Source organism: Bacillus sp. FSL L8-0654 (genome assembly GCF_038629965.1).
Lineage (GTDB): Bacteria > Bacillota > Bacilli > Bacillales > Bacillaceae > Bacillus > Bacillus safensis.
In genome coordinates this window covers 2554582-2573388 of record NZ_CP152026.1, presented here as the reverse complement: position 1 = coordinate 2573388, position 18807 = coordinate 2554582, and the positions used below count along the sequence as shown (strand labels likewise).

Annotated in this window: 18 protein-coding genes; 15 read left to right on the top strand and 3 right to left on the bottom strand. The window is 42.5% G+C overall.

Annotated features, from left to right (window positions below):
* Nucleotides 1-16 precede the first annotated feature (16 nt).
* The 3 genes from rpmI to MHH65_RS13255 all read left to right on the top strand — a co-directional run bounded on the left by rpmI (nt 17) and on the right by MHH65_RS13255 (nt 938).
* Nucleotides 17-217: a 50S ribosomal protein L35 gene (gene rpmI, locus MHH65_RS13265; protein WP_003216324.1), complete on the top strand. Its 201-nt coding sequence runs from the start codon at nt 17-19 to the stop codon at nt 215-217.
* Between the two features lie 31 nt (nt 218-248).
* Nucleotides 249-608: a 50S ribosomal protein L20 gene (gene rplT, locus MHH65_RS13260; RefSeq protein ID WP_007501659.1), complete on the top strand. Its 360-nt coding sequence runs from the start codon at nt 249-251 to the stop codon at nt 606-608.
* 63 nt (nt 609-671) lie between these two features.
* The gene (locus tag MHH65_RS13255) at nt 672-938 is read left to right on the top strand and encodes a DUF1294 domain-containing protein (RefSeq protein ID WP_024426128.1); all 267 of its coding nucleotides are present in this window, start codon (nt 672-674) and stop codon (nt 936-938) included.
* 17 nt (nt 939-955) lie between these two features.
* Here MHH65_RS13255 and MHH65_RS13250 read toward each other — a convergent pair whose 3' ends face one another.
* Nucleotides 956-1360, bottom strand: a complete 405-nt coding sequence (locus MHH65_RS13250) for a hypothetical protein (RefSeq protein ID WP_024426127.1) — start codon at nt 1358-1360, stop codon at nt 956-958.
* 178 nt (nt 1361-1538) lie between these two features.
* Here MHH65_RS13250 and MHH65_RS13245 point away from each other — a divergent pair, with 178 nt between their 5' ends.
* Together MHH65_RS13245 and cstA are read left to right on the top strand one after the other, a co-directional pair.
* Nucleotides 1539-2627, top strand: coding sequence for a M42 family metallopeptidase (locus MHH65_RS13245; RefSeq protein ID WP_024425723.1), 1089 nt, complete (start codon nt 1539-1541; stop codon nt 2625-2627).
* A gap of 345 nt (nt 2628-2972) precedes the next feature.
* Complete coding sequence (gene cstA / locus MHH65_RS13240) at nt 2973-4769, top strand: carbon starvation protein CstA (protein WP_046312019.1); 1797 nt, start codon at nt 2973-2975, stop codon at nt 4767-4769.
* 42 nt (nt 4770-4811) lie between these two features.
* Here the strand turns inward: cstA and sspI are convergent, their stop codons facing one another.
* A complete protein-coding gene (gene sspI, locus MHH65_RS13235; RefSeq protein WP_024425725.1) occupies nt 4812-5033 on the bottom strand; it encodes a small acid-soluble spore protein SspI in 222 nt (73 codons plus the stop codon).
* Nucleotides 5034-5146: 113 nt separating this feature from the next.
* Here sspI and MHH65_RS13230 point away from each other — a divergent pair, with 113 nt between their 5' ends.
* The 3 genes from MHH65_RS13230 to pheT all read left to right on the top strand — a co-directional run bounded on the left by MHH65_RS13230 (nt 5147) and on the right by pheT (nt 9730).
* Complete coding sequence (locus MHH65_RS13230; protein ID WP_046312017.1) at nt 5147-5890, top strand: RNA methyltransferase; 744 nt, start codon at nt 5147-5149, stop codon at nt 5888-5890.
* Nucleotides 5891-6265: 375 nt separating this feature from the next.
* Nucleotides 6266-7300, top strand: coding sequence for a phenylalanine--tRNA ligase subunit alpha (gene pheS, locus MHH65_RS13225; RefSeq protein WP_034624184.1), 1035 nt, complete (start codon nt 6266-6268; stop codon nt 7298-7300).
* A gap of 15 nt (nt 7301-7315) precedes the next feature.
* Nucleotides 7316-9730 carry a phenylalanine--tRNA ligase subunit beta gene (gene pheT / locus MHH65_RS13220; RefSeq protein ID WP_268414147.1) on the top strand — a complete coding sequence of 805 codons (2415 nt, stop codon included), beginning with the start codon at nt 7316-7318 and terminating at the stop codon, nt 9728-9730.
* A 36-nt stretch (nt 9731-9766) separates the two neighbouring features.
* Here pheT and rnhC read toward each other — a convergent pair whose 3' ends face one another.
* Entirely contained in the window at nt 9767-10690 is a 924-nt protein-coding gene (gene rnhC, locus MHH65_RS13215) for a ribonuclease HIII (RefSeq protein WP_101676782.1), read from the bottom strand.
* A gap of 134 nt (nt 10691-10824) precedes the next feature.
* Between rnhC and zapA the strand changes: the two genes are divergently transcribed.
* From zapA to MHH65_RS13180, 7 genes are all read left to right on the top strand, one after another.
* Nucleotides 10825-11082, top strand: coding sequence for a cell division protein ZapA (zapA, locus tag MHH65_RS13210; protein WP_012010831.1), 258 nt, complete (start codon nt 10825-10827; stop codon nt 11080-11082).
* 7 nt (nt 11083-11089) lie between these two features.
* Nucleotides 11090-11623: a CvpA family protein gene (locus MHH65_RS13205; protein WP_046312011.1), complete on the top strand. Its 534-nt coding sequence runs from the start codon at nt 11090-11092 to the stop codon at nt 11621-11623.
* Between the two features lie 114 nt (nt 11624-11737).
* On the top strand, nt 11738-13450 hold the full coding sequence (polX, locus tag MHH65_RS13200; protein WP_268414145.1) for a DNA polymerase/3'-5' exonuclease PolX: 1713 nt from the start codon (nt 11738-11740) through the stop codon (nt 13448-13450).
* Between the two features lie 21 nt (nt 13451-13471).
* Nucleotides 13472-15829, top strand: coding sequence for an endonuclease MutS2 (locus MHH65_RS13195; RefSeq protein ID WP_061109532.1), 2358 nt, complete (start codon nt 13472-13474; stop codon nt 15827-15829).
* A 14-nt stretch (nt 15830-15843) separates the two neighbouring features.
* Nucleotides 15844-16248, top strand: coding sequence for a DUF350 domain-containing protein (locus tag MHH65_RS13190; protein ID WP_008345990.1), 405 nt, complete (start codon nt 15844-15846; stop codon nt 16246-16248).
* Nucleotides 16249-16410: 162 nt separating this feature from the next.
* Complete coding sequence (locus MHH65_RS13185; protein WP_034280732.1) at nt 16411-16866, top strand: immunity 63 family protein; 456 nt, start codon at nt 16411-16413, stop codon at nt 16864-16866.
* 99 nt (nt 16867-16965) lie between these two features.
* On the top strand, nt 16966-18684 hold the full coding sequence (locus MHH65_RS13180) for an AMP-binding protein (protein WP_268414143.1): 1719 nt from the start codon (nt 16966-16968) through the stop codon (nt 18682-18684).
* Nucleotides 18685-18807 lie beyond the last annotated feature (123 nt).

Below are 18807 nucleotides of genomic sequence, written 5' to 3'. Positions count from 1 at the left end.
AGGGAGGAAACATCCAATGCCAAAAATGAAAACTCACCGCGGATCTGCTAAACGTTTCAAAAAAACAGGTTCTGGTAAACTTAAACGTTCTCATGCGTACACAAGTCACTTGTTCGCTAACAAATCTACAAAGCAAAAACGTAAATTGCGTAAGAGTGCAATCGTAAGTGCTGGAGATTTCAAACGTATCAAACAACAACTTGCAAACATTAAGTAATTTGGAATAGGAATCATAGGAGGGAATTACAATGCCAAGAGTAAAAGGCGGAACTGTGTCGCGTCAGCGTCGTAAAAAGGTTCTTAAATTAGCAAAAGGTTATTTCGGTTCAAAACATAGATTATACAAAGTAGCAAACCAACAGGTGATGAAATCTGGAAACTACGCTTTCCGTGACCGTCGTCAGAAAAAACGTGACTTCCGTAAACTATGGATCACTCGTATCAACGCTGCAGCTCGTATGAACGGTCTTTCTTACAGCCGTTTAATGCATGGCTTAAAGCTTTCTGGTATCGAAGTAAACCGCAAAATGCTTGCTGACCTTGCTGTGAATGACCTAAATGCATTCAATCAGCTTGCTGATGCTGCAAAAGCACAACTAGACAAGTAAGTTTTATAAAAGATCATTCCTTCGAGGGGTGATCTTTTTTTCTCATCATGTGAGGTGAAATGAATGAATATGGCTTTGATCCTGCTGCTTATTTTAGTGAATGGCTACGGCTTTTTTCTCATGGGTGAGGACAAACGCCGGGCCAAAGCACATAAATGGAGAATTTCAGAGGCGCATTTATGGAGTGCTGCGGTTCTTTTTGGCGCTGCCGGATCGTATCTAGGAATGCAGTATTTCCGGCATAAAACAAAGCATCCCGCCTTTCAAATCGGCATGCCTGTATTAATTATTTTGCAGTTGATTCTATTGGGATATATCCAAGTTATTTGAAAAAGGAGCAGACGCCATTAGGACGGCGTGTCTGCTCCTTTTTTTTGTTTGATTTTTTTAATAGGCTGATCCCAATCAATTTTTGTTTGAGGATAACGCTCGATTATGTTTTCCTCCAGTTTTTCAAAGTCTTCTAATGTAAATTCACTCAGCTTCTCAGGTGACTCCGTCCAAACGTAAATGGAGTGGACAAACAGAGGATGATCCTTAGAAGGAACATGCTTCTCCCCTTCAAACAAGACACCTTTATAGACGAAATTAAAATTTTTGCGCGCATTTTGCTGTTCGTCCATAAAATAAAAGCCTTCTTTTAATTGTGCTTGTTTCAGCTTTCTTCTCGGATTTGAGAAGAATTTTACCGCCATGTAGAAGATGTAGACAAGCAGTGCAACAAGAGCTAGTCTCATGAGGATTACAAACATGACAGGATGCACCTCCAATACCGTTATCTGATGTACTACGAATGAAAACGCCAAAAGGTTTCAACTTTTTTAAAAAAATATTTCGTAAAACGAAAAAATATTCATAAAAAGATCGTATTGAACGAAAGAGGTTTTGTATAATAAGAATGCACCATGAAGATAAAGGAGGATAAATGGAATGACAAAGCTCGATCAAACATTAACTATGCTCAAAGACCTAACGGATGCAAAAGGGATTCCAGGAAATGAACGTGATGTCAAAAAAGTCATGCAGACATACATAGAATCATATGCAGATGAAGTCTCTACAGACCGCCTTGGCAGCTTGATCGCTAAAAAGGAAGGAAACGCTAACGGACCTAAAATTATGCTCGCTGGTCACCTAGATGAAGTAGGATTCATGGTGACAAAAATTGATGACAAAGGCTACATTCGTTTTCAAACAGTCGGCGGCTGGTGGTCACAAGTCATGCTCGCCCAGCGTGTCACCATTGTGACGAAAAAGGGAGAGATCACAGGGGTAATTGGTTCAAAGCCACCACACGTCTTGTCACCTGAAGCTCGTAAAAAGTCAATTGAGATTACGGATATGTTTATTGATATTGGGGCGTCAAGCAAAGAACAGGCAATGGAGTGGGGCGTGCTGCCTGGAGATCAAATCGTTCCTTACTTTGAGTTTACAGTCATGAATGATGAAAAAATGCTCCTTGCAAAAGCATGGGACAACCGCATTGGCTGTGCAGTCGCCATTGATGTCATGAAAAATTTGCACAATGCTCAGCATGAGAATATTGCTTACAGCGTCGCAACTGTCCAAGAGGAAGTAGGCCTGCGCGGAGCTAAAACAGCAGCGGCTACGATTCAGCCTGATATTGGATTTGCCATTGATGTAGGTGTAGCAGGAGATACACCGGGCATCACTGAGAAAGAAGCAACTAGCAAACTTGGCAAAGGCCCAACGATTGTTGTATTTGATGCTTCAATGGTCTCTCATAAAGGACTTCGTGATTTTGTTGTCCAAACAGCTGATGAACTGAACATTCCTTATCAATATGACTCAATGCCTGGCGGCGGGACAGATGCTGGCGGTATTCATTTAACAGGCCATGGTGTTCCATCACTATCTATCGGAATTCCGAGCAGATATATTCATACCCATGCCGCAATGATTCACCGAGATGATTATGAAAATGCAGTGAAGCTTTTAACAGAAGTGATCAAAAGACTTGATCAAAAAACCGTTGAACAGATTACGTACGGTTCTTAAGTAAGAAAGCCTTTCCTCAGTACAGGGGAAAGGCTTTTTTATTGAATTTCCCAGGAAATGAACGGTGTGTTCAAAGTGAGTCAAAAGAACTATTTTCAGTAAAAAAGGAGAATATTTCCTAGTGAATAAGGCACATGTGATCGAGCGTTTATTTTTGTAAGATGAAAGCAATAAAAAGGACAGAGCCATAGAATGCCCTGTCAAAAGAGAGTTTATGGAAGTAGGTGAAGCTACCTTAAGAATAAACATATTATTCTTATTTGTCAACTTGGTTTTAAAAGAAAGAAAAATCAATCAATTTATGTTATATTTGTAACAAATTGTTTATACAAAGGGGATGGTTAAATGAATGCGGTTACAATTGTAATAGGATCTATGTGTATTTTAGCGATTGCCTATCGTCTTTATGGCACATTTATGATGGTCAAGGTATTAAAGGTCACAGATGATCATCCTACACCGGCTCACACGCTAGAGGACGGGAAAGATTATGTGCCGACAAATAAATGGGTCACATTTGGGCATCACTTTGCTGCCATTGCAGCTGCTGGTCCGTTAGTGGGTCCGATTTTAGCCGCTCAATTTGGGTATTTACCTGGTCTCCTTTGGCTTTTAATTGGAGCAGTCATAGGCGGAGCTGTACATGATCTAGTCGTCTTATTTGCATCGATGCGAAAAAAGGGGAAATCATTATCAGAGGTAGCGAAGGAAGAGCTGGGACCTGTTGCCGGGTTTTGTACAGGGCTTGCGATGCTGTTTATTATTACAATCACAATGGCAGGTTTGTCTATGGTTGTGCTTCATGCTTTAGAACGTAACCCTTGGGGGACATTTGCAGTTGGAATCACGATTCCGATTGCGATGGGGGTTGGTCTGTATTATAAAAAAACAGGCAATTTAAAGCTGGCGACATCTGCGGGATTTATTTTGCTGATGTTTGGGGTATTCCTTGGTCCAAATATTCAAGGAACGGCACTAGGTGATTTTTTAACACTTGATACAAAAACGCTTGCTCTTGCCCTGCCGATCTATGCCTTTTTTGCTGCGGCTCTGCCAGTTTGGCTGCTGCTTGCACCGAGGGACTATTTAAGTAGTTTTATGAAAATTGGTGTATTCATTGCGCTGATTGCTGGTATCTTTGTCGTGAATCCGTCCATTCAATTCCCCGCGTTTACAGAGTTTGTGAATGGAGGAGGACCTGTATTAGCTGGTCCTGTCTGGCCATTTATTTCGATTACCATTGCTTGCGGTGCCATTTCTGGTTTCCACGCATTTGTTGGTTCAGGGACAACACCTAAGATGCTGGACCGATGGAGTGATATGAAGCCTGTTGCGTTTGGCGCAATGCTTGTGGAATGCTTAGTTGGGATTATGGCTTTAATTGCAGCTACTGCTCTGCATCCAGGAGATTATTTTGCGATAAACAGTACACCCGAAGTGTTCCGTACACTCGGTATGAGTGTCGAAAACCTTCCGCAGCTGAGTAAGGAAATCGGCCTTGACTTAGAAGGAAGAACGGGTGGTGCCGTAACATTAGCGGTAGGGATGGCGTATATCTTTACGGGGATTCCGTTCTTTAGTCATTTGGCTTCTTACTTCTTCCAGTTCGTCATTATGTTTGAGGCTGTCTTTATTTTAACTGCTATTGATGCGGGGACACGTGTGGCACGCTATTTGATTCAAGACTTCTTAGGTGAAGCATATAAACCGCTTAAACGAACTGACTGGATACCTGGTTCGGTGTTTGCAAGTGCGCTTGCTTGTTTTATGTGGGGATACTTACTTTACTCAGGGGACATCGGGTCTATTTGGGCGCTGTTTGGGGTTTCAAATCAGTTAATGGCCTCGGTTGGGTTGATCATCGGGGCAACCGTTGTATTAAAAATTGCAGATAAAAGACGATATATGCTGACTTGTTTAATTCCGCTTGCTTACTTATATGTGACGGTGAATTATGCAGGCTATTGGATGGTAGCAAATGTATATCTCAATCCTGAAGCATCCGGTTACAGCGTGCTGAATGCGGTGCTGTCGATCATCATGCTGATCTTAGGTTTTGTGATTATTGTGTTTGCGATAAAAAAATGGGTCGAAATCTGGCGTGATCCAGCGCTTCGAATGGAAACGCCTATCACTGGCTAAATGAAAAAGGCCGGCTTGCTTTTATAAGCAAACCGGCTTTTTTTATTGCTGCTGTTGAGGCTTTAAGCCTTGCTCTAATGTTTCAAGGATCTCATTTTTCTCGTTTTCTGATGCTTCTTGCCAAAGCACCTCGAACAACACGCCAAGGCCTGGCAGCATTTTTTCCTCGCCGCTTTGAATCGCATCTAAAATCGTATGTTCAAGCTGTTCTTGATTATGGCCAGTAATGTTTTGAATGACTGCGCCTCTTAAATTAAAATCCATTGCCCACACTCCTTTTTTGATGGTAATAGCCCTATTCTGTCTCAAAGACAGGTTTATTATGTAGTGTGCATGAGATATAATAAATTCATGATAATTAAAGGAGTTAACGTCGCTTGAAATATATAGAATCAGCTAAAAACACAAACATTAAACAGTGGAAGAAGCTCCATACGAAAAAAGAACGAACGAAAACGGGGCTATTTCTCGTTGAGGGAATACATTTAGTCGAAGAAGCATTAAAGAGCGGGATCGTGAAGGAATTAATGGTCACCTCGCCCGATATGCTTCCTTCTCATATCCAGCCTGACATTGAGCTTTATGAACTGAGCGAAGAGGCCTTTTCTGCCATGACAGAAACAGAAACGCCTCAGCACATTGCCGCAGTCTGTACAGTTCCTGTTTTTGAAGAAAAGAAGGTTGAACGAATTCTTCTATTAGACGCAGTGCAGGACCCGGGGAATTTAGGCACACTCATTCGAACAGCAGATGCCGCTGGTCTTGATGCTGTGATCTTAGGAGAAGGAACAGTTGATGCGTTTAACGGAAAAACGCTCCGTTCGGCACAAGGGTCTCATTTTCACCTGCCTATCTTAAAGCAAACCCTTCAACAGGCGATCACCGAACTGAAAGAACGAGGCATACCTGTATACGGGAGTGCCTTAAAAGATGCGAAAGAGTATAGAAGCGTAACGGCAGAAGGTCCGTTTGCATTAATTGTTGGAAATGAGGGAGCAGGTATTGATCCAGCGATTCTGCAAATGACAGATCAAAATTTATATGTGCCAATGTATGGGCAGGCAGAATCATTAAATGTCGCTGTTGCAGCAGCTGTTCTAGTCTATCATTTGCGCGGATAGTGTTGCATCAAGTGCTCATTTTCACTATAATGAAACTAATATTTAAAAACCATGATAGAGGAAGATTGTTTCAAGAAGCGGCCTTTTAGGGAGAATGCATCGTAGACTGAAAGTGCATTTAAGGAATGCTGAAACAAGAATTCACCTCTGGAGTTGTCACCGGGACCGCAGGTTTTGCGTAAAGGTGAACCGGATTCGTTTGATTCCGTTATGTCAATGAAGCTTATTCGCACATGCATTTGTGCTTAACAAGGGTGGTACCGCGACCACAACTCGTCCCTTCTTTTATGGAGGAACGAGTTTTTTTATTGTCTTCAAACGATCAAACAGCCGTTTATCCGAGCGGTTTTGTATATCAAAAGGAGGATCACACTCATGCAAGAAACGTTAAAACAGCTTGAAACAGAGGCGATAGCAAAGGTTGAAGCAGCCAGCTCGCTCAAAGAGGTTAATGACATTCGTGTTCAATACTTAGGGAAAAAAGGGCCGATTACAGAAGTACTTCGCGGAATGGGCAAGCTTTCCGCAGAAGAAAGACCGAAAATGGGGGCACTCGCAAACGAAGTAAGAGAGCAGATTGCTAGTGCCATTGCTGAAAAAAATGAACAGCTCGAAGCAGAAGAAGTGAAGAAAAAACTTGCCTCTCAAACGATCGATGTTACTTTGCCGGCAAGTCCAATCAAAATGGGAGCAAGACATCCATTAACGATAGTTGTCGAAGACATTGAAGATTTATTTATCGGAATGGGCTATACCGTTGAGGAAGGTCCTGAAGTGGAAACGGATTATTATAACTTTGAAGCGCTGAATCTTCCAAAGGAGCATCCGGCACGTGATATGCAGGACAGTTTCTATATTACCGAAGATACACTGATGAGAACACAAACATCACCAGTACAAGCACGTACACTTGAGAAATATAAAGGACAAGGTCCTGTGAAGATCATCTGTCCTGGGAAAGTATATAGACGTGACAGTGATGACGCGACTCATTCACATCAATTTATGCAAATTGAAGGGCTTGTCGTCGATCACAATATTAGCATGAGTGATCTAAAAGGAACGCTGGAGACAGTCGCAAGAAAAATGTTTGGGGAAGATCGTGAAATTAGACTACGTCCAAGCTTTTTCCCATTCACAGAACCATCTGTCGAAGTCGATGTGTCTTGCTTTAAATGCGGCGGGAAGGGCTGCTCTGTATGTAAAGGAACAGGCTGGATTGAGATTTTAGGTGCAGGAATGGTTCATCCGAATGTCCTGAAAATGAGCGGATTTGATCCAGAAACTTATCAAGGCTTTGCTTTTGGAATGGGTGTGGAACGGATTGCAATGCTGAAATACGGCATTGATGATATTCGCCATTTCTACACAAATGACATTAGATTCACAAAGCAATTCAAGCAGGACTAAGAGGAGGAAATCAACATGTTTGTTTCATATAAATGGTTAGAAGACTATGTCGATTTAGAAGGCATCAAGCCGGCTGAATTAGCAGAAAAAATCACAAGAAGCGGCATTGAAGTGGAAGCCGTTGAATATAAAGGCGAAGGCATCAAAGGAGTTGTCGTTGGACACGTTATTGAGCGTGAACAGCATCCGAATGCGGATAAATTAAACAAATGTCTTGTTGATATCGGCGAAGACGCACCGGTGCAAATTATTTGCGGGGCGCCGAATGTGGAGAAAGGACAGTATGTGGCCGTTGCAACGGTTGGCGCAGTCCTTCCTGGCAACTTTAAAATTAAAAAAGCAAAACTGCGCGGTGAAGAGTCTCATGGCATGATTTGTTCTCTGCAAGAATTAGGCGTAGAGAGCAAGCTCGTACCAAAGGAATATGCAGAAGGGATTTTTGTTTTCCCGAATGACGTGAAACCAGGGGATGATGCCCTCCAAGCACTTCAATTAGATGATGCGGTGCTTGAGCTTGGCTTAACACCAAACCGTGCCGATGCCCTGAATATGCTGGGTGTCGCTTATGAGGTTGCCGCCATTTTAGGAAGAGACATCAAGCTTCCTGATACAGCACATGACACTTCTTCCGAAAAAGCAGCAGACTATATTTCTGTTAAAATTGAGGATCAAGAAGCGAATCCACTTTATGCAGCGAAGATCATTAAAAATGTAAAGATTGGACCAGCACCGCTTTGGATGCAAACAAGATTGATGAATGCAGGCATCCGTCCAATTAACAACGTCGTGGATATTACAAACTTTGTACTGCTTGAATACGGCCAGCCGCTTCATGCCTTTGATTATGACCGCTTTGGTTCAAAGCAGGTGGTTGTACGTAAAGCGTCTGACAGCGAAATCATTCAAACACTCGATGAGCAAGAGCGTACATTATCATCAAAGCATCTTGTCATCACGAATGGAACGAAAGCGCACGCGGTAGCTGGCGTCATGGGCGGCTTTGAATCAGAGGTGCGTGATGAGACAACGACGATTCTTTTAGAAGCGGCATATTTCAACGGTCAAACAGTCCGTCAAGCATCTAGAGACTTAGGGCTTCGCAGTGAATCAAGCACACGATTTGAAAAAGGCCTCGATCCGCAGCGTACGAAGCCGGCAGCAGAAAGAGCAGCTCAATTGATCAGCTTGTATGCAGGCGGTGAAGTACTAAGCGGTACAGTTGAGGAAAATCACCTTGAAGCAAGTATGAATGTCATCCACGTATCAACTGAGCGTGTGAACAAGGTGCTTGGAATGAGCATTTCAAAAGAAGATATGATTCAGATTTTCAACAAACTAGGCTTCACAGTGGGCGAATCAAATGATGTTCTTGTCGTAACGGTTCCTTCCCGCAGAATGGATATTACGATTGAAGAAGACCTCATTGAAGAAGTCGCAAGATTATATGGCTACGATAATATTCCATCTACACTGCCTGCGACAGCTGGTACCGTTGGTGGTCTCACGCCATACCAAGTGAAGCGCAGAAAGGTAAGACGTTTCTTAGAGGGTGCAGGACTTTCTCAAGCGATTACGTATTCATTGACGAATGAGCATAAGTCCACAGCTTTTGCACTGCATCCAGCTTATAAAACGAGGCTTTCTCTACCAATGAGTGAGGAACGCAGTGTGCTAAGACAAAGTCTTCTGCCAAACTTACTTGATTCTGTAGCATATAACTTGGCAAGACAAGCTGATTCATTTGGATTTTATGAAACGGGCTCTGTTTTCTTAGCAGAAGCTGAAGGGGCAAAACCAGTCGAAAAAGAACATGTCGCTGGTGCGCTGACAGGCTTATGGCATAAAAATCTTTGGCAGGGCGAGAAAAAAGCCGTCGATTTTTATGTAGCGAAAGGAATTGCTGAAGGATTGTTCGAAAAGCTTGGTGTGTCAGACCAAATCACATATGTTCAAGCAGAGCGTGAGGGCCTTCACCCAGGGCGAACAGCAGATGTTCACTTAAATGGTCAAGTCATTGGCTTTGTTGCCGCACTGCATCCAGTCGTTGAAAAAGAATTGGATTTAAAAGAAACGTATGTGTTCGAGTTTGATTTAACAGATGTGATGACATCTGAAACGAAGGATATGAAATATACAGCGATTCCGAGATTCCCTGCTGTGACAAGAGATATCGCACTTGTTGTCGATCAGCATATCTCAAGCGGACAGCTGGAGCGTGTGATCTATGAAGCAGGCGGTCAATTACTCACAGACCTATCTGTATTTGATGTATACGAAGGGGAACATATGGAAGAAGGCAAAAAATCTGTTGCATTCTCACTTCAATATTTAAACCCTGAACAAACATTGACCGAGGAAGAAGTCACAGCTGTTCATACAAAAGTATTGAAAGCACTAGAAGATACGTATCAAGCCGTCTTACGCGGTTAAAGAAAAAAAGCTAAGGCCTCATGGCCCTAGCTTTTTTTATAGCATTTTTTTCGCTTTTTGTGTGTTGGCAAAATGCAGCTTTGTAAATTGACGTAAAGCATCTTCACCGTGCAGCTTGATGAGCTTGGCGGCGGCCTTGTCTACATGAGGACCGGCTCCTTTTGGGATGTCAAAGCCTGCAGCCTGTGATAATTTGTCCATTTCAATTAAAAAGGCGTACCTTGCGATAATGGAAGCTGCAGCGACTGACAAATGGATGCCTTCTGCTTTTGTACTAAAATACGTCCGCTCCCGGATGATTTTTTTCCCGGCAAGATGCTTGAAATAAATCCCTGGTTCTGCAAATTGGTCAATCAAAATGGCTTCAGGCTGCTGTCCGTCCAGTTTTTCTAGCACAGAGGTGATGACTTGGTTATGAAGCAGTGCCTTCATTTTTCCTTGACTCATGCCCTTTTCCTGCATCGTATTGTACTTTTCATTTCGGAGAACGAGAAGGCTGAACGGAATGGTTTTGATGAGATCCTTGGCAATGTTGAGAATTTGCGGGTCCTTTAGCCCTTTTGAGTCTTTTACGCCAAGCTCTTTCATTAAAGCAAGCTGGCTAGCATCAACATAGGCCGCACAGACTGTGATCGGTCCGAAATAATCACCTGTACCTACTTCATCTGAACCGATGACCGACATGGAAGCAATGCCGGGCGGCGGACTGTATTTTGTAACAGCAGGTGATTTTTGACTTTTCGTATCAGCTGCTTGCAAGTGGCTGAATTGACTGGCTTCAGCTTCTGCCTTTTGTCCTTGAAACAATACTTTTCCAGATCGATAGGCTGTAATCGTACAGCCAGGGACTTTTGCTTGAAAGAGGGCGCCTGGCGGCAAATTGTCTGTTAAATGGTGCGCATACGCGCTCTTCATCTTTTTGAGGTCTTCTGATGTTGCTTTTAAAACGGATTGGGGCACAGTGGATAACTCCTTTTTACCTTGATATCATTGATTTCTAAAGTGTACCATAACAGGGAAGGGCTCGTCTTTCCATTCAATGTCTAAACATGTTATGATAGAGACTAGGATTCTCGTGGAATGGAGGAGAAACGTTGTCTGACGGCGGTAAAACGAAAACAACAGTTGAGATTTACGGACAGTCCTATACGATCATCGGACAAGAAACGAAGATGCATATGCGACATGTTGCGTCAATTGTTGATGATAAAATGAGAGAAATAAATGAAAAAAATCCATATCTTGATATAAACAAATTAGCTGTACTGACAGCAGTCAATGTCGTCCACGACTACTTGAAATTAAAAGAGCAATACGAAAAATTAGAGATTCAGCTAAAAGAAAAGGAATGAAATTACCGTGATCGATATCATCATTTTGTTTTTGCTTCTTATGGGAACGCTTGTCGGTCTAAAACGCGGGTTTATTCTTCAATTTATTAAATTGATCAGCTTTGTTGTTTCTATCTTAGTGGCTTCCATGTTTTATCAGTCACTTGCACCACAGCTTACGTGGATTCCGTCACCTAATTTTAGCGGCGGTCAACCGCAGCTCGCTTTCTTTAGCGGGAATCTAGAAACAGCTTATTATAATACCATTGCGTTTATCATTCTGTTTATCTTGACCAAAATCCTGCTCGCCATCATTGGCGGATTGCTCACAACCATTGCAAGTATACCTGTGATTAAACAGGTGAACAAACTGCTTGGCGGTGTTTTAGGATTTCTTGAAACCTATTTATTTGTGTTTATTCTATTGTTTGTCGCTGCATTACTTCCAGTAGATGCGCTCCAAACAATGATGAGCAAATCAATGTTAGCAGATGTGATCGTAAACAACACCCCTTACCTGTCCGGTCTTGTCAAAGACCTATGGTCGACGTATGGAGTTTAAAAACTTCTCCTTTTCTGGAGAAGTTTTTTCTCATTCCATGACAGAAAGTTGTAGGATGAAGGGAAAGTTTGTATATTTATATAGGAAGATGCGAAAGCGGCTGGAGGATGAGAGATGAATAAAAAAGATATTATCAAACTTCTTGAAACAATTGCAGTATATATGGAACTAAAAGGAGATAATCCTTTTAAAATTTCTGCCTTTCGTAAAGCAGCAGCGGCACTGGAACAAGACGACCGCAGCCTTTCTCAAATAGATGATCTATTAGCATTACCCGGCATTGGAAAAGGAACCTTTGCTGTGATCACAGAGTATATCGAAAAAGGAAAATCAGAAACACTCGAACAATTAAAAAAGGAAGTGCCTGAAGGACTTGTCCCGCTCTTGAAATTGCAAGGGCTTGGCGGGAAGAAGATTGCGAAGCTTTACCAAGAGCTTGGTGTCCATGATGCCCAGTCATTAAAAGAAGCATGTGAAGCGGAAAAAGTACAAGCGCTTGCAGGCTTCGGTAAAAAAACAGAAGAGAAGATTCTCGCTGCTCTTGAGGAGGCCGGAAAGCAGCCAGAACGACTGCCAATTGGCTTTGCATTAGATGTGGCAGAGCGGATTGATCATGCGCTAGAACAGATGAAGGGGATTATTCGTTTTTCTAGAGCTGGCAGTCTAAGACGTGCACGAGAAACTGTCAAAGATTTAGATTATATCATTGCGACCAGCGATCCTGAACAAGTCAGAGAGCAGCTCGTTGCACTTGATGATGTCAAAGACGTCATTGCAAGCGGTGATACGAAGGTATCTGTCATTCTTGCCCTTGATTTTGAGATCAGTGTAGACTTCCGGCTTGTGACAACAGATCAATTTGCAACAACGCTGCACCATTTCACTGGCTCAAAAGATCACAATATTCGCATGCGTCAGCTGGCGAAGGAACGCGGAGAGCGTATTAGTGAATATGGTGTGGAAACAATTGAAACTGGAGAAGTCAAAACGTTTGAAGACGAGGCCGCTTTTTATGCGCATTTTCAACTTCCGCTCATTCCGCCAGAAATTCGTGAAACCGGAGCGGAGATTGATACGTATAAAGAAAGTATGCAATTTGTAGAGTTAAAAGATATCAAAGGCGACCTTCATATGCACTCAACATGGAGTGACGGCGCATTTTCTATTCGCGAAATGGCAGAGGCATGTATCGCAAAAGGCTATGAATACATGGCGATTACAGACCACTCGCAATATTTAAAAGTAGCAAACGGTTTAACAAAAGAACGTTTACGTCTGCAAGCAAAAGAAATTGACAAGCTGAATCAAGAATTCGAGCATTTTCACATTTTCAAAGGGGTCGAAATGGATATTCTCCCGGATGGATCATTAGATTATGATGATGACTTTTTAGCAGACATGGATTTTGTCATTGCGTCTATCCACTCGAGCTTTTCTCAGCCGGAAGAAGTCATTATGGAGCGCCTTGAAAATGCCCTGCGGAATCAGCATGTGGATTTAATTGCACATCCAACAGGCCGTTTGATCGGCAGACGGGACGGCTATGCCTTAAATATAGATCAGCTCATAGAGCTTGCGAAGAAAACGGGAACTGCACTAGAGCTCAACAGCAACCCGTCAAGACTGGATTTAAAAACAGAGCATTTAATGAAAGCAAACGAAGCAGGTGTGAACATCATGATCAATACAGATGCGCACAATATCGCCATGCTGGATCATATGGAAGTTGGTGTAACAGCTGCAAGAAAAGGCTGGACACCAAAAGCAAATGTCGTGAATACTTTTTCTCTAAGCGAGATCAAAAAGTTTTTAACGCGTGACAGGTAGTCGTTAGGAGGCTGGACCATGCTGCAACAAAAAGTGTTAGCATCATTAGAATTTCATAAAGTAAAAGAAAAAGTCATGTCCTATACCGCATCCTCATTAGGAAAAGAAAGAGCGCAGGATTTAACGCCGCTGACGGATATAGAAACCATTCAGCATTTGCTGGAAGAGGTAGCAGAAGCACAGGATGTCATCCGCTTAAAGGGATCGGCGCCATTTGGCGGGCTGACGGATATTAGACGCGGGGTCAAACGGGCAGAAATCGGCAGTACATTAAGCCCATCTGAGCTCATGGAAATTGCAGCGCTGTTATACACTGCGAAAAATATGAAGCACTTTCTCACGTCCCTGTATGAAGATGGTGTAGACATACCTCGCCTTCATACATATGCAGAGACGCTGATATTACTGCCTGAAGTCAGAAAAGAAATCGAAAGCTGTATTGGTGATAATGGAGAAGTGCTTGATCACGCAACTCCGGCGCTACGAACAATACGTACGCAATTACGTTCATTAGAATCAAAAGTTCGAGATAAATTAGAATCCATGATTCGCTCACAATCTGCTTCAAAAATGCTGTCAGACACGATTGTCACCATTCGTAATGATCGGTTTGTGATTCCGGTAAAGCAGGAGTACCGCTCGAATTACGGCGGAATTGTTCACGATCAATCATCATCTGGGGCAACCCTTTTTATTGAGCCGCAAGTGGTCGTGGATTTAAATAACACCTTGCAGCAAACCCGTTTAAAAGAAAAACAAGAGGTCGAAAAGATCCTGCAAATGCTGACAGCGAGCGTGTCAGAACACATTGAGAAACTGCTTCACAATGTAAAAGAGCTTCAGACGTTAGATTTTATTTTTGCTAAAGCCAAATATGCAAAGGCAGAAAAAGCCACAAAGCCTGCTGTGAATGATCAAGGGGAGATTTATTTAAAGCGGGCAAGACATCCTCTATTGCCTAGGGATCAGGTTGTGGCAAATGACATTGAGCTCGGCAAAGATTTTTCAACCATTGTTATTACTGGCCCAAATACAGGGGGTAAGACAGTTACCTTGAAAACGCTTGGTCTTCTTACGCTGATGACGCAGGCAGGCCTTCATATTCCAGTTGAAGAAGGCTCGGAAGTGGCTGTATTCGACCAAGTCTTTGCTGATATTGGAGATGAACAGTCTATTGAGCAAAGCTTGAGTACGTTCTCATCTCATATGGTCAATATTGTAGATATCTTAAAGAATTTGACATCTAACTCACTCGTGTTATTTGATGAATTAGGGGCAGGAACAGACCCTGCAGAAGGTGCCGCGCTGGCCATGAGTATCTTAGATGAAGTGCATCAAACAAATGCACGCGTCATCGCAACGACCCATTATCCTGAGCTGAAGGCTTACGGATATAACCGGGAAGGTGTCACAAATGCGAGCGTGGAGTTTGACATTGAAACCTTATCACCAACGTACCGCTTGCTCATCGGTGTGCCCGGACGAAGTAATGCATTTGAAATTTCTAAACGTCTTGGGTTGCCAGATCACCTCATTGACCGTGCAAAAGCGGATATGCATGCCGAGCATAATGAAGTAGACCAAATGATTGCTTCATTAGAAGACAGCAAGAAACAAGCAGAAGAAGAGCTGCATGAGACAGAAGTCTATAGAAAAGAAGCAGAAAAGCTTCATAAAGAATTGCAGAGACAAATTCTTGAATGGAATGAGCAAAAGGACAAACTGCTTGAAGAAGCTGAAAAAAAAGCGGCAGAAAAAATTGAACAAGCCTCAAAAGAAGCAGAAGACATCATTCAAGAGCTTCGTTCGATAAAAAATGAGCATCGATCATTTAAAGAACATGAACTCATCGATGCGAGAAAGCGTCTTGAAGAAGCAGTCCCTGAGTTTGACCGGAAGAAAAAGCCAGAGCCGGTGAAAAAAGCAGCAAGACAGCTAAAATCAGGCGACGAAGTGAAAGTGCTCACCTTCGGGCAAAAAGGAACGCTGCTTGAACAAACAGGTGACAAAGAATGGAGTGTCCAAATGGGCATTCTGAAAATGAAAGTAAAAGAAAAAGACATGGAATTTATCAAATCAGCACCTGAATTTAAGCAGGAGAAAGCCATTACGGCAGTCAAAGGAAAAGACTATCATGTATCGCTTGAGCTTGACTTAAGGGGAGAGCGTTATGAAAATGCTTTAAGCAGAGTCGAGAAATATTTAGATGATGCTGTCTTAGCTGGTTATCCGCGTGTGTCAATCATTCACGGAAAAGGAACTGGCGCCCTTAGAAAAGGGGTTCAGGAATTACTGAAACAGCACCGAAGTGTGAAAAATGCTCGTTTTGGGGAACAAGGCGAGGGAGGATCAGGCGTTACCATCGTCGAATTAAAGTAAAAAGGAGAAAACGCATGAAAGCCTTTTGGGAAAATGAACTTGTGGAAATTGCCGCCTATTACAGCGTGGCCGTCCTATGTCTTGTCTTATTTCTAACCATTTTTGAACTCGTTACCTCCTATAAAAACTGGGAAGAGATCCAGCGGGGGAACTTAGCTGTTGCCATGGCAACAGGCGGAAAGATTTTTGGGATTGCGAATGTGTTTCAGCATTCTATCGCACAGCACAATTCCCTTCTGCAAATGATTGGATGGGGCGTATACGGCTTTGTGATGCTGCTTGTCAGCTATTTCATTTTTGAATTTTTAACACCACGATTTAAAGTAGACAAAGAAATTGAGAATGATAATAGAGCGGTCGGGTTTATTTCACTCATTATTTCAGTTGGGCTGTCTTATGTAGTAGCAGCCGGCATTTAAGGAGACGACATGGAAAAGCTAGCAAAAGTATTAATCGTAGTTGCCTGCACTTTTGCGGTCATTGGTGCCGTTTACATGTTCCTGTGAAATGAAGAAGACAAAGTGAGAAAGCTGTCAGGGATTCCTTGGCAGCTTTTATCTCACCAGAAGGCGGTGAATCACATGAAGCAAATTCTGCAAAAAGACGAACTCATAAAGCGAATTGATACTTGTCTCCAAATGACTTCCCTGCCAAGAGACATATACGAACCGTATATTGCACGTCCATTTCAAACGACTGGATTTTTTGATGATTTGAGCCCTTATATTCAAATCGATCCGAGTGGCTATATTCTTATTCAATATGAACGAGGAATCCAAATGCTGCATAAAAGAACAAAAGCGGCGGATGAAGTCATTTACTGGATTTTAGAAGACACAATCTTTCTTACAGTCTACATAGATATGATGAGGCAGTATCAAGTCGACAACATCCAGACGCATTTACCTAATGACCCGAGTATCCATCAACAGATCGTGGAGAGAGTAAATGAGTCATTTCGTGCAATCGGTGGATTATATGAACAGTGGCATCATGAAGGAAAAAGAGCATCGATCGAAACACCGGCAAAGAAGTAAAGATGCCATGGAACCAAGCTCTATTTGAAAAAAGAAAACTGCCTTAAGGAAAAGTTTGCTATAATAAAATAGTACGAAAGTTCAGGAAGGAGGGTTTTTATGCAGTCAGATAAACGTTGGCTTCTGCATTACCCGAATCAAATTCCCCACGAACTCACCATTCCAAATGAGACGTTACAATCTTACTTATTCAGCTCCGCAGAGGCTGCACCTGAGCATACAGCCATTCATTTTCTAGGAAAAAACATCACCTATGAACAGCTCCAGGAAGAAGCATTGAAACTAGCTGGTTACCTGATGAAAATTGGCGTGAAAAAAGGCGACAGAGTAGCAATCATGCTGCCAAATTGTCCTCAATCTGTCATTTCTTATTATGCTGTTTTAATTGCAGGCGGCATCGTTGTTCAAACGAACCCGCTTTATACGGAGAAAGAACTGGCATATCAAATGGAGGACAGCGGCTCAAAAGTGCTGATTACACTGGATTTATTGTATCCAAAGGCCTATAAAATGAAAGCGCTGACAAGTATGGAGCACTTGATCATCACCAAACTGCAGGATTATTTACCATTTCCGAAAAACATTCTGTTTCCTATCGTCCAAAAAAGAAAAAATAAAATGGTCATCCAAGTAGAGAAAAGCGAGACCATTCATCACTTCTCACAAATTATGAAAGAATCGTCAGAAGAACAGATTCCGGCGCTTGCCTTTGAACCGAAAGAGGATGTCGCTGTTTTGCAATATACAGGCGGAACGACTGGTTTACCAAAAGGGGTCATGCTGACGCATGAAAATATTTTAGCGAATACTGAAATGTGCGCTTCTTGGATGTATAAAACGACAAGAGGAAAAGAACGAATCCTTGGCATCATTCCGTTTTTTCATGTATACGGAATGACGACCGTATTAAACCTTGCTGTGAAAGAAGGGCATTCAATGATTCTCCTTCCGCGATTTGACGCAGCTGATACCCTCAAAACGATTGAAAAACAGAAACCGACACTCTTTCCAGGTGCACCCACCATGTATATTGCCTTGCTGCATCATCCGAACATTGAAAAGTATGATCTGTCGTCCATCACTGCATGTTTAAGCGGCTCGGCGGCTCTTCCTGTTGAAGTCAAACAGAGCTTTGAGAAATTAACAGGAGGGCGTTTAGTTGAGGGGTATGGTCTTTCAGAAACTTCGCCAGTGACCCATTCTAACTTTTTATGGGGAGCGAACAAAACAGGCAGCATTGGCTGTCCGTGGCCTGGGACAGACGCAGGCATTTATTGCGAGGAAACGGGTGGCCTTAAAGAGCCGTATGAGCACGGAGAAATTATCGTCAAAGGGCCGCAAATTATGAAAGGCTATTGGAATCAGCCAGAGGAGACAGCAGCTGTATTAAGGGACGGATGGTTTTTCACTGGAGATATTGGGTATATGGATGAGGACGGTTTTTTCTATATCGTTGACCGGAAAAAAGATGTCATTATTGCGAGCGGTTATAATATTTACCCAAGAGAGGTCGAAGAAGCCCTTTACGAGCATGAGCTTGTACAAGAAGTCGTTGTCGCAGGCATACCAGATCCTTATAGAGGAGAGACAGTAAAAGCGTTTGTTGTGCCGAAAAAGGATGCTTATATAACAGAGGATGAACTCGATCGCTTTGTGAGAACGAGAATTGCTTCATTTAAAGTACCGCGCGTGTATGAATTTAAAGAATCACTGCCTAAAACGGCCGTCGGAAAAATTTTGCGCAGAGTATTAATTGAAGAAGAAAAAAGAAAGCACGCTTCATCATCTGAGACACCTGTCGATCAATCGAAGAACTAACGACCTTCATCATCCGGTCAAGCGGCCGGATGATTTGAATGATGACTGTCTGCTCTGGTATGATAAAGGTTGAAAAGAAAGAAGAAGAGCTCTTGACAAATCACCCGTTTCTTTTTAACATAA

Coding starts and splice junctions, on each gene's coding strand:
- rpmI (WP_003216324.1), top strand. CDS start 17: ATGCCAAAAATGAAAACTCACCGCGGATCTGCTAAACGTTTCAAAAAA.
- rplT (WP_007501659.1), top strand. CDS start 249: ATGCCAAGAGTAAAAGGCGGAACTGTGTCGCGTCAGCGTCGTAAAAAG.
- MHH65_RS13255 (WP_024426128.1), top strand. CDS start 672: ATGAATATGGCTTTGATCCTGCTGCTTATTTTAGTGAATGGCTACGGC.
- MHH65_RS13250 (WP_024426127.1), bottom strand. CDS start 1,360: ATGTTTGTAATCCTCATGAGACTAGCTCTTGTTGCACTGCTTGTCTAC.
- MHH65_RS13245 (WP_024425723.1), top strand. CDS start 1,539: ATGACAAAGCTCGATCAAACATTAACTATGCTCAAAGACCTAACGGAT.
- cstA (WP_046312019.1), top strand. CDS start 2,973: ATGAATGCGGTTACAATTGTAATAGGATCTATGTGTATTTTAGCGATT.
- sspI (WP_024425725.1), bottom strand. CDS start 5,033: ATGGATTTTAATTTAAGAGGCGCAGTCATTCAAAACATTACTGGCCAT.
- pheS (WP_034624184.1), top strand. CDS start 6,266: ATGCAAGAAACGTTAAAACAGCTTGAAACAGAGGCGATAGCAAAGGTT.
- pheT (WP_268414147.1), top strand. CDS start 7,316: ATGTTTGTTTCATATAAATGGTTAGAAGACTATGTCGATTTAGAAGGC.
- polX (WP_268414145.1), top strand. CDS start 11,738: ATGAATAAAAAAGATATTATCAAACTTCTTGAAACAATTGCAGTATAT.
- MHH65_RS13190 (WP_008345990.1), top strand. CDS start 15,844: ATGAAAGCCTTTTGGGAAAATGAACTTGTGGAAATTGCCGCCTATTAC.
- MHH65_RS13185 (WP_034280732.1), top strand. CDS start 16,411: ATGAAGCAAATTCTGCAAAAAGACGAACTCATAAAGCGAATTGATACT.
- MHH65_RS13180 (WP_268414143.1), top strand. CDS start 16,966: ATGCAGTCAGATAAACGTTGGCTTCTGCATTACCCGAATCAAATTCCC.